General features: G+C 39.9%; 10 protein-coding genes and 1 pseudogene. 8 read left to right on the forward strand and 3 right to left on the reverse strand.

The genetic code is table 11. The annotated features are described in order from the left end of the window. The 8 genes from A142_RS25380 to A142_RS06345 form a co-directional block, all read left to right on the forward strand. Nucleotides 1-269, forward strand: a 269-nt coding sequence (locus tag A142_RS25380; protein ID WP_241813049.1) for a hypothetical protein, incomplete at its 5' end; no start/stop codon positions are given. Nucleotides 270-627: 358 nt separating this feature from the next. After that, a complete protein-coding gene (locus A142_RS06315; protein ID WP_019822342.1) occupies nt 628-1,140 on the forward strand; it encodes a hypothetical protein in 513 nt (170 codons plus the stop codon). A gap of 71 nt (nt 1,141-1,211) precedes the next feature. Beyond that, complete coding sequence (locus tag A142_RS06320; RefSeq protein ID WP_019822343.1) at nt 1,212-1,727, forward strand: hypothetical protein; 516 nt, start codon at nt 1,212-1,214, stop codon at nt 1,725-1,727. Beyond that, entirely contained in the window at nt 1,727-4,477 is a 2,751-nt protein-coding gene (locus A142_RS06325) for a TcfC E-set like domain-containing protein (RefSeq protein WP_019822344.1), read from the forward strand. The genes A142_RS06320 and A142_RS06325 overlap by 1 nt, the downstream gene beginning before the upstream one ends. Nucleotides 4,478-4,487: 10 nt before the next feature. Next, nucleotides 4,488-5,210 (forward strand): hypothetical protein, encoded by a 723-nt coding sequence (locus A142_RS06330; RefSeq protein WP_019822345.1) that lies wholly within the window; start codon nt 4,488-4,490, stop codon nt 5,208-5,210. Beyond that, entirely contained in the window at nt 5,210-6,241 is a 1,032-nt protein-coding gene (locus A142_RS06335) for a hypothetical protein (protein ID WP_019822346.1), read from the forward strand. Before A142_RS06330 ends, A142_RS06335 begins: the two co-directional genes overlap by 1 nt. Before the next feature lies 1 nt (nt 6,242). After that, nucleotides 6,243-7,040, forward strand: a complete 798-nt coding sequence (locus A142_RS06340; RefSeq protein WP_019822347.1) for a LysM peptidoglycan-binding domain-containing protein — start codon at nt 6,243-6,245, stop codon at nt 7,038-7,040. Between the two features lie 176 nt (nt 7,041-7,216). Further along, nucleotides 7,217-7,399 (forward strand): hypothetical protein, encoded by a 183-nt coding sequence (locus tag A142_RS06345; protein ID WP_019822348.1) that lies wholly within the window; start codon nt 7,217-7,219, stop codon nt 7,397-7,399. Between the two features lie 161 nt (nt 7,400-7,560). On the opposite strand, the pseudogene A142_RS24210 reads toward A142_RS06345, so the two are convergent. From A142_RS24210 to A142_RS06355, 3 genes and pseudogenes are all read right to left on the reverse strand, one after another. Next, nucleotides 7,561-7,987: pseudogene (locus tag A142_RS24210) on the reverse strand (transposase); the annotation flags it as partial. A gap of 50 nt (nt 7,988-8,037) precedes the next feature. After that, entirely contained in the window at nt 8,038-10,359 is a 2,322-nt protein-coding gene (locus A142_RS06350) for an ATP-binding protein (protein WP_019822349.1), read from the reverse strand. Between the two features lie 7 nt (nt 10,360-10,366). Beyond that, nucleotides 10,367-10,675: an Hpt domain-containing protein gene (locus A142_RS06355; protein WP_019822350.1), complete on the reverse strand. Its 309-nt coding sequence runs from the start codon at nt 10,673-10,675 to the stop codon at nt 10,367-10,369. Nucleotides 10,676-10,923 lie beyond the last annotated feature (248 nt).

Consider the following 10,923-nt stretch of genomic DNA (forward strand, 5'->3'; position numbering starts at 1 on the left):
CATTCGGTCTATCTGTTGGACTATCCAGTTATCGGTCGATTTTTGCCACAATGAGAGCAGGCTCGACTGGAGCAAGTAAACCAGATGTTTTTAGAATGAGTGCATTCTTTGTTTTGACAATGCAGCTCTTTACAGCCCAAGGCTGGCTTGCCGCAGGCGAGCATTTTGTCACTTCAATGGTTTCGCTATCTCGAAGCGTTGGCTCAGTCGCCACTATATTCTGCCAGGCTTTGTTGTACTCAAGGAGGAAGTTAAGCGGTCTGGGTTGATAGGGTGTATTAACAGAAGTACGAGTAGCCATGGTCGATAAAGGTTATCGGAATATCGTGATAGCGATATGGAGAGCCTAATTATACGCATAAACCTATCACGTGCCCAATTGCAACGTAGATGCTATGTTCCCGTATTGACTAAGAAATACAAGAAATGGAGCGTCTCTATCTCTAAACGGAATTACGCAACAAAGTCATTGGGTAGGCACTCTTGTATAGAGGGCTTTGCAAATGCCCAATACTTTCAATCGATGGTTCCTCATAATTTTATTCCTCTACTCACCGAGGTGCAATAAAAAATTTAAACGCACATACAGAGTTATTAATAAAATATAATTTTTAAAAGGAAAGTAAAATGTTTAATTTCAAAAAAAGCTCACTAGTATCAGTTCTTCTAATGGGTATGGCAGCAAGCGCAGGTGCTAACGCAGCTTCAAATGCTACTGTTCTATGGAGCGGAATTGTTCCAACAACTAGCCCGTCAGATGCTCTTATCATCACTGGCCAATCAGGTGATACAACAGCGCTTAACGGTACTATCACTCCAAGCTCAGACGGTGTGTTTGAATCAGATACTATCCTACTTGAGGCTCACGTAAATGATGGTGATGCTGCGACTCCTGTTGTTGGTGAACTAACTGATGCTAACTGGACTCTCACTGCTGCATCAGTCACTTTTGACGGTATCGCAAACCCGTCTCAAGCTGTTGAAGTTGATGTAAATGGTGAAAAAGTGGCCGTTGGTGGTGTTGTTTCTAATGCGAAAACTTTTTCAGCTAAAGTTAAGCAGACTGCTGTATTACCCGAAGCTGAAGTAGGTGGAGCTACTGTTCAAGCATCAATAACGGTTATGGCTGACCTTGTTTAATTTTTAGAAAATCCCCCGATTTAAAGGCTCGTAATAATTACGAGCCTTATTTTTCTGAAACGGTAGTCAATATGAAAAAAGTCTTATTACTATTGGCTTTCATGAGTCTGAATGCCAACGCCACTTTTAAATCGCTCAACATTACCACGAGCCTAGATGTAGGCAATCTTTATACAAATTCAATTAATTCTGTTGAATTTAGTCCCGCAGTTCTGGTTTTGACGTCAAGTCAAGATAAAACAAAGTTTGAGGACGTTAATACTACATTAAGGATTGAAACAGATATTCCATTTGGGGCTTCGGATATTCCTTATGTTTCAACGTTAGAGAAAAATATGTCAACTTGTAGCGACTATTCTGGAGCGAGCAATGTTCAGGAAGGTTTCGTTCAATTAACGATTGATGGACAAAGCATATCGGTGGGAGAATCCGTCTCTTTCACAGATTTCAATTTAGATGATGGCGATAATAAGTACAGCGAGCATGATATTATATTAAGCTTTAAGCCATTTAAAGATATCAACACAACAGGCTCGGTGGATAGGTGTAATGGTGAGATAGAGTTCAATATTGAGGTAGATATATAATGTTCAGGTTCAAACTCTCAACAATGGCAATTTTGGTGTTGTTGCCTTTGTATTCGTATTCAAGTTATAGCCAAAATACTCTTGAAGGTTTTGAAGAACTGTTTGAATTGAAAGAGTCAACAGTCCGTATGCGTAACTTAGATGGTTCCTTTACTTCACCGATCCCATTTTTAACGTCATTTAACACGTTAAAATTAGACTTGAATAACAAAAAAGCGATCGCACAGGTATCTGACTATTTAAATGATAATGCAGTGTCGGCTGAGTACCAGCAGAAGATCATAGATCAATTAATGGTTGGCATACAAGGTCAGTCTGAGTGTTTAGGTAAGCTCGATGAATGTGAGTTGTTCCCAGAAACGTTTAAAATCGTTCATAACTATAACGATCAAGAAGTCTATGTTTTTGTATCTCCACAGGTATTGTCATACTCGAATCTCGATGAAGAACTGGTATACCACTCGTCTCTGAGCCAACACAATGGGTTAATCAACTCATTTGATCTGTTCGTGAGTGAATATCAAGATCAAGACTCAATCGTTTCTTTAAATAATGAAACGACACTTGGGCTGCCTTACGGGTACCTCAATACTGATTTTAATGCCAACAACAGTGATAACGGTTCTGAATTGTATGAAGCGGCATATCATTTAGATATCGATTCTTACTCAATAAAAGCGGGTCATTTTGAATTTGAGCCAGAGGTTAACTCTACCGAATTCCTGAATAACACCGCTCGTGTTGCTCAAAACTCGCTCACGGTAGGCACTTCTAAAAAGTTGCTCGTAGGCGGACAGAATAACGATAAAGTTTTGAGCTTTTATGCGCCAACAAGTGGCGGTGTAAAAGTGTTTCGTGATGGTCGATTAATTTTTCAGGATAACGTACCTGAAGGGCAGAACTCAATTCCCTACAGCAAGTTACCATCAGGTCGCTATGAAGTTGTCCTTGAGGTGACAAGTGGTGGGCAAGTTATTAATACCCAAACTTATCAAGTATATAACACCAAAAGTGACTCTCTGACTCGGGGTGAAGTGGATTTCGTTGCTACTGCCGGTATGTTTTCAGGAAGCTATTACGACTACACGGAACATGGTATTCAAAACATTGAAGACGATGTTTTTGGCAAGGTATTAGCTAACTACCAACTCACCCGTTCATTGCAAGTAGGCATCGGCGGCTTGTTCACGGAAAGTGGCACAATGTACACCGTTGGTGGTGCATACAATCTGATTGATTGGGATTTGAGTACCGAAGCAGTGTACAGCCAATTCGAAGATGCATCGCACTTCAACGCTAATATTGGTATCCCTTATTTAAGTTTATCTTATGAGTCTCTTGATAATGAACTTGGTGATCCAGTTGCTTCTTATATGTACGGATATGCCGATTATTCACGTCTATCGTTGAATTCTTCGTACAGCTTCCGTGGCGGACAATCTGTGTATGCGGTTTACTCGCTTAATAACGACAAGCAGTTCGACAACTTAGGTAACTCGGATGATCAAGAACAGCAGTTTATTTCCGTTGGTTACAGCACGACAACAGTTTTAGATTCTCGAGTTAATATTAACGTTGATTACTCTGAGGCAACGGACGACACATCAATTAATTTGTTATGGAGTATTCCGTTGTCAGACACAGTAGAAACCATCGTGGGACTGACGAGTGATAGTGATGACATTAATCAATTTAAAACAACGGTAAGACGCAATCAGTTAATTGACTCAGACTCTTTTAATACGTCGCTTGAGGTGAGTAACACCTATGACCGACAACAAGATGATATGTATCAAGACGCACTGTTGGCCACCAGTGGCACGACTAAATACGCTCGAATGAATGCCTCCGCCCATACATCAACTAATGGAACGAATGGCATCAATGCTGGCTTGTCTAGTACCCAAATTGTGACGACGGATGGTGTTTATATTACCGATAAAGCGGCAACGTCTTATACGCTTGTCGATATTCATGAGTCACCTAACACCGAGCAGACGCTTGATGAAAAAGGTTACTTCTCTCTTAAAAAAGAGGGGCGAAACAACAGTAAGTTCATCGTATATAACAATGAAACCGTTGTGCCTTTGGAAGATTATAGTCAATATCAGGCGAATTTCGACTCAGAGAGCGTTGACCTCTACAACTCTGGTGATAGTAACGTAATCGTGTTCACACACCCAGGGACGGTTGCTTCTATAGAGCCAAGAGTTAGTCGTATAGTCTCGTTCGTCAGTGCTTTTAATGACATCTCAGAACAACCGATTACAGAAGTGGAGTGTCATGGAGAAGGTTGTATTGAAGTCAATGAAATGGCTGATGGTGTTTATCGCGTAACCGTATTGGAAGGCATGAACTTTGAATTGTCAGCGAAAGAAAGCCAATGTATATTACCTTATGAGTTTACTTCAACAAACCAGATGAACTTTGGTCAAAATTATTGTTTGCCAATAGCTCAAGACAAACAGATAGATTTAATTGATGCAAATGAACGGCTACAAGCGATGTATTTAGGTGCATACGAAAGCTCGACCCAACTGAATAAAGCGCTTAAAAAGCTCGAGTCACACGGTTATCGAATTATTCAGAAAGAAGTTGGTTCGTTTAAGGCAATCTATATAGCTCATGAATCTATAAACATGGCGGAAACAATTGCGACTTATAAAAGAGATATCGATCAGTTAAAACTGTTGGCAAAGCGACTTTATCGTACCAACGCAATTACTTACCCTGTCGCACAAGTTAATTAAGGAAGGGGAAATGAAATCCAATAAGATTCTACTAAATTTAGTATCACTCACCGCCATACTGTTATCTATAAGTGTACAAGCTTTTACGGTAGATAAAATGGTTATTGTCTCTGATAATAAAGGGAATGGTATCGTTACGTTAACCAACGACGAATCTCAACCAATTTTTGTTCAAGCGAAGGTGGATGAGATAAATATTGTTAATGGAGAGCAGGTAGAAAAAAGACGGTATACAAGAGATAACTTAAACGACTGGAAGGTATCATTAACGCACCAGAAGTTGGTTTTAAACCCTGGAGAAGAGAAAGACGTTGGCATACGTAGTTTATGCCATAACGCTACATGCGATAATTCTCAAGATTTGATGTTTATGTTATCTTTTTCACCAAGTAAGTACAGGCCTGGTGAGGTTGTGAGTGGTGTGGAAATTAATTACGGATTCGCACCTGTTTATATTATTCCCACAACACAACCTAAGTATGATTACGAATTAACCAACAACGGAGAAAGTCTGAGTGTTGAAAATAAAAGTAATACCATGATCAACCTTTTTGTTGATGCATGTGGCGCTGAAAATACAGCCCAATGCAAACAAAAATTTACTGTTGTATCAGGAAGAAATAAGACGTTTCCTCTAACCGAAACTATGCGAAATAACGAGTTGAGCATTACCGTGACGTCTCACGACAGAAGCTATTCAAAGAAAGAAACGGTGACGAGAGGGGAAAACTAATGCCTGGACGTATCCTATATATTGCAGCGTTTATTGCATTAATGACGACAAACATAGCTCAAGCCGCGTTTGAAGTTCGCGCGGAAGTGAAGTCTGGTGGTGTTCGTTGGGACAATGTGACACGTTACAAAGGTAAAATGCTTCCAAGTACATGGGGAACGCCTCCAATGCTGCAGGCTTCAGAGGCTTGGGCGGCCGCGACGTTTTCTGGTACACCTCCAGCCGAGATGACTTTAATTGGCGGGAGTGGGAATACTTCACCATCAATATCGATCGATATATCGGGCGTTCAATACAATACCACTGGGATTGAATTTGCACAGTCAACCAATACGGTGGGTGGCGGGTGTTCATTTGATGAGGTTTCACTACCGATTGTGACTGTTGAAGGTCCGAACTGTGTTTCGTCTGTTCGATTAATTAACAAACAAAAGTCGAGCCCATTTATTTTTCTTAGACCTATTTTTGATATTAACGAAAGTGAAATCGTGTCGGCATTAAGTGAGCTACCAGAGGGAGTATATTCAGCTTCAGTGCCAGTAAATATTCGTTACTACTACGAAAATGACGGCATTATGACTTATCGCAACATCAATGAAGTGATGTTGTTTTCATTTGATTATCAGCCTGTTCAACTCGACAGCATTTTTGTAACTGGAGATGGTGTCATGACACCAGTTTATGACACGATTGGCAAAAAAATAACATCGACAACGTCATTCGATATTACAGTGAACGGTTATTTTAATGATGGAATTGTTTTAACCATGCCCGAACAGTCATACGAATTGGTTAATTCAAATAGCCCTGGTGTGGTTATCCCTTATAGTATCCATTGCGATGAGTGTGGTTCTAATAACTTAGTTGATGATGGAAAACTAATACATAAAACAACGGCTATTTCAGAAGGCGCTGGGGTGAAAACAAGCATCAACTTCACTTTAGACTTTGATTACGATATTAAGGGCAGCTCGGCTGTGTCTGGTGATTATTCTGATGCAGTAGTGATCATGTTGGAGCCTGGTATTTAAGATGAAAAAAATGAACCAGATGTTATCGATTATTGCTGTGTTCTTATCCACTAGTGTTTCAGCAGAAGAGCTACCCATCCAGATGAGTGGCGGTATGACGTTTTCTGCATTTGATGACAATATGGGGCAGACTGAAGCACTCGGTTATAAGGCGGCGGTTGGATATAACATTAATGAAAACGTACTATTTGAACTTGGCTATGCTGATTTTTCTGCCTTTTCAGAACCGGAAATAGATAGTCTCCGAGCGGTGATGATTGATACAGATTTACTGTTACCTGTCAGTGATTTTGCTTCCTTATATGCAGGAATTGGAGGGGCGCTTTCTAGTGATTATACCAATTTAACGGCATCACTTGGTCTTAAATATCAATTAGGTCAAAATTGGTATGCCGACCTCGGTTACCAAGGCGTCTTTGATTTAGTACGGCAACAAGACGATCTATACGCATTTAATGTACAATTGGTTTATCGTTTTTCAAGCAAGGAAGTGGAAGAGGTCCTTTCAGAAGTTAATCCAAGGCCCATTGTTCAACGGCCTGTTGAAGAGCCGACCCAAGTAACAACGCAGGAAACCCAATTGGCGTCTATTGTCCCAATTAAGAAAGCGCCATCGTGTCAACAACGTTTAATTGAATACCGAGTGGCTTCTGGTGACTATTTACATAAAATTGCAAACACATTTGATATCTCACTTGAAGAGTTAGTTGACGCAAATTTAAATTTTAATAATCGTGATTTGAATTTGATTTACCCTGGAGAAAAAATAATGTATCCACAACTTGTCTGTTTAGATTAAACTCCCTTCCTTGAAACTGCAACACTGTCATTTTTGGCAGTGTTTTTTTATTTTCATAAGTTATTTAAATTTAACCGACTCAAAATGTCACCTGTTAAAATCATTTTGAGGAATGCTATTTAGTTTAAGGTTGTCTATAACTCGTCTTACAAATAATTAACTGAGAAAATGGAACGATGAAAATCGATTATCTACTTGTTTGTATAACATTAGTATCATCAGCAACTTTATACGCTCAGTCAAATCAAAGCGATGTATTTGTAGGACTACAATCCGGTTATAACTTTACAGATGAAGTGAATGACGTTGATGAGGTGGAAGGAAACTGGTTTCTCGGTATTTATGGTAGCTATCAATAGAACAAAAACTGGAGCAGCGACCTTGGCTATCAACACTGGGATACATTTGAGGCTTTGATGCGCAATTCAGTTTAGAGGCAGAGCCGCTCCATTTCGTGTGTTTCTTAGTCAATGTGGCAAGTTTCAGGCATGCCTAACCCAGTGAGGTTTTTCAAGGCTTTTATCATCGCGTACTGCTTTTGCCAGACTCTACGTTTGCCATCGTTCCCGTGTTTTTTGACTTTCCATTCCCCATAAACGTTAAGGCCAGTTGCATCAATAGCTAGATGTTGTACCGCACTTCTCGTTTTTGTCTGCTTGGCTCAACGACTGATGCAGGTGTAATACAGACAGCTTAATGGAACATGGGCCAATATCGAGTCGATAAATCCTTGCGCGCTCTTAATGGCATAGAAAACACTCGTTTACCATGATCGCTGTTGTGATAGCTAAGTCACTGAACCGACGTGGCCTCCCGCGCTTATTCTGTTTGCTTTGCGCCCACCCGCTTATCGCCTCTTCATCAATCCAAAAGGTCAAAGAGCTGCGGTTAATGAGTGATTGGTTGTATTGCTTCCTGTTGGTTATTTTGTAAAGAGGTTTAGATATAGGGTTACGAGAGGGAGTGGCCATAGATACTCAGATCGTCGGTTCTGGATTTAGTTCCTCTGAATTACGCAACAAAGCTTTCGCTTTAAATCGCTAGGGTTAAGCGGTTTGGTTAGATAACACGAAAAATATTGGTTCATTCGAGACTCTTCTTGAATGGTGGCACGCGCCGTAACAGCAATTATCGGTAAAGAAGGCTTGCGCTTTTCCAACTCAGAAGCTAGCTCAACACCATCCATCACTGGCATAGAAATATCCGTAAGTACAACATCAAAGTCATGCTCAGAAGCGAGTATTAAAGCCTCCAAACCATCATTCGCGGTCATGCATTCAAAACCTAGCGCGTTTAAATGAAACTCAAGGATTTCTCTGTTGAACTCAACATCATCAACGACCAAGGCTTTTTTATTTGTGTAATCTAAGTCATCCTCAATGGTACTTATCTGAGCAAAAACACCGTTAGAGCAACCAGAAACCGTCATGATTTCCGAAGCCGGAAGTGAGATAAAAAAAGTGCTGCCAGTACCGAGCTCACTTTCAACACGTAACGTACCTTTCATTAACTCTACTATGGTTTTAGTAATCGCTAAGCCCAAACCAAAACCAAACTGTTGGTCTTCATGGTTAACTTGCTCGAAGCTGTTAAATACCGCATCTAATTTGTCTTGGGGAATCCCAACGCCAGTATCACTTACTGAGATATTGAATGCTTTATCGTCGGTTGAAAGTTCTATTGTCACTCCCCCCTTATTGGTAAACTTAAATGCGTTCGCAACTATATTACTGATCGCTTGCTTTATACGAAGTTTATCAATCATCAGCGTCGTCGAAGCATCGACATTACAAACAATATCAAAAGACAATTGCTTAGATATGCTAAGAGGTAAAAACATATTTTCAATATCGTTCACTAAACTCATTACTGACAAACATTTGGGCTCTAATAAGTAACTCGCTGCCTTTACCCTTTCAAAATCCAATAAGTCATTCACAATGCCTAAGATGGTATGACTCGCACTCGAAATACCGTTAAGCTGATGGCTGTGGGCGTCAAAATGTTTGCTATGAGCCAGCATATGCGTATAACCAATAATCGCGTTCAGTGGTGTGCGAACCTCATGGGACACATTTGAAAGCAGCACTGACTTCTGTTTATTCGCCTCTCTGGCTTCTTGCGCAGCAACCTCATATTGTTTCGTTCGCTCTTCGACTTCGTATTCAAGCCCTTCAATTAAATTTTGAATCTGCCTCCCTGCCTCAGAATAAGCCTTAGAAAGCTGCTCAATTTCGTCTCCATTACTATGAACCACATGTATGGCTTTATTAAAATCACGCTGCTTTAGATATTGAGCTTGTGCGATCAATTTAGAAATCGGAATGAGCATCTTATTAACCGCAATTGAATTGATAACTAAGAACAGCCCAAGCAAAATGCTATATGCTAAGAGCAAGTTTTTTATTAACGAGTTATCCCCAGTCAAAACCAGCTCTTTGGTGGTCACATAGCTAGAACCAATCACATGATCAGGCGTCACCAGAACCAACCTCCATTTTGTCAGGCTATTTTTCACGAAAGTAACGTTATAAATACCATTTAACCCATCAACAACAAAGCCCCCTATGTCATTGGACATAATACGCTTCGCGACGCTTTTCTGCATATCTTTGTCAGAAATATTCTCTGACATCAGCTGCTCAACATTTTGTTGTAAATTCGAAGCTATAAGCTTGCCCTCATCATCCACTAAAAAGTATCGATATTGAAACTCATCAAGCATATTTTCAAAAGTGAGGGAGCGAGAAAAATACTCTAAATCGACATCAAATTTCAGTAACGAATTATCCCAGTGTTCTGGACGAATATATATAGCGAATTGAGTTACTTTACCCTCTTTAACTTCTTTCTCTATATATAAGTTCTTGTAGTGAATCATTCGACTAAGATCAACAGAAGTAGGCTCGCTTACAATACCGTTCTTAGTGAGGGAGGCTTCTTCATGGCGCTTGGTGTCAATAAAGTACACCGTTCTTATAAATGGTTTAAGCTTAGCGTTGATGTTAACCAATTGTTTATTACGAAGCGCCTCACTTTTCTTAACATTGACATAGTGATGGGCAAAATCGCTCGCGACATGATCGACTTCTTCAGCGATCAGCTCAACCTCTTTATCAAGGCTTAAACTCTGAGCTTTTACGAATGTAAGTAAAAGCTTTTTATTACTTTCAGTAATGCTCTCCTTTATCTCTTCAAATTGGTTTTGTGAAGAACCCTGAACAATTTCGCTAGCAAAGTACGTAAGCAATGCCACAAATAGAACCAATATTGCTGCGTTGACGAAAATGATTTTATTTTTAAAAGACAAATTCTGCATTTCCAACTTAAACGTCACAAAGGTGAATCATGGCGTTAGACATATCCAATAAAACTTTCTTTCCTGCACTTTCATTGATTACCACGTCGTAGTGCTCCAATTTGAGACAGATTCTTGCAATCTCTATAGCCCCGCAAGATAACGCTATGCCTTTCACTTTATGGGCGAGTGCTCGATTGGAATCACGCCCTTGAAGAATATCATCACTAACCTTGTGCAAACTCCTAATGGCAATCTGACGAAATCTAACGCCAATATCCGATTGAAATTTACAACCCGTCGCCATTAAAAATACATTTGTATCGATGCTATACATACCTAATTCCTACACCTTCATGAACCCCATTAATTTTGAACGTTCGCCACAAAACTGACATGGCAGATCGAGAATGAAAACAATCAATATGCCAAGTAGCATTGTCTGTTTTTTTTAATTTGGCTTATGCCATATTCACAAGGGGAGAATAGATCTCATTATTTACAATTATGGGATGAAAATAATGGCCCTCTAAACGATCAATACTAATCAAGGGTGGCTAGCACGAATTAAGAATGCTCACGGTT

The organism is Vibrio splendidus 12E03 (assembly GCF_000272105.2).
Taxonomy (GTDB): Bacteria; Pseudomonadota; Gammaproteobacteria; order Enterobacterales; family Vibrionaceae; genus Vibrio; species Vibrio splendidus_I.

Excerpts from the sequence above, each read along its gene's own strand:
- A142_RS06315 (WP_019822342.1), top strand. The coding sequence starts at position 628 with ATGTTTAATTTCAAAAAAAGCTCACTAGTATCAGTTCTTCTAATGGGT.
- A142_RS06320 (WP_019822343.1), top strand. The coding sequence starts at position 1,212 with ATGAAAAAAGTCTTATTACTATTGGCTTTCATGAGTCTGAATGCCAAC.
- A142_RS06335 (WP_019822346.1), top strand. The coding sequence starts at position 5,210 with ATGCCTGGACGTATCCTATATATTGCAGCGTTTATTGCATTAATGACG.
- A142_RS06345 (WP_019822348.1), top strand. The coding sequence starts at position 7,217 with ATGAAAATCGATTATCTACTTGTTTGTATAACATTAGTATCATCAGCA.
- A142_RS06330 (WP_019822345.1), top strand. The coding sequence starts at position 4,488 with ATGAAATCCAATAAGATTCTACTAAATTTAGTATCACTCACCGCCATA.
- A142_RS06355 (WP_019822350.1), bottom strand. The coding sequence starts at position 10,675 with ATGTATAGCATCGATACAAATGTATTTTTAATGGCGACGGGTTGTAAA.
- A142_RS06350 (WP_019822349.1), bottom strand. The coding sequence starts at position 10,359 with ATGCAGAATTTGTCTTTTAAAAATAAAATCATTTTCGTCAACGCAGCA.
- A142_RS06325 (WP_019822344.1), top strand. The coding sequence starts at position 1,727 with ATGTTCAGGTTCAAACTCTCAACAATGGCAATTTTGGTGTTGTTGCCT.
- A142_RS06340 (WP_019822347.1), top strand. The coding sequence starts at position 6,243 with ATGAAAAAAATGAACCAGATGTTATCGATTATTGCTGTGTTCTTATCC.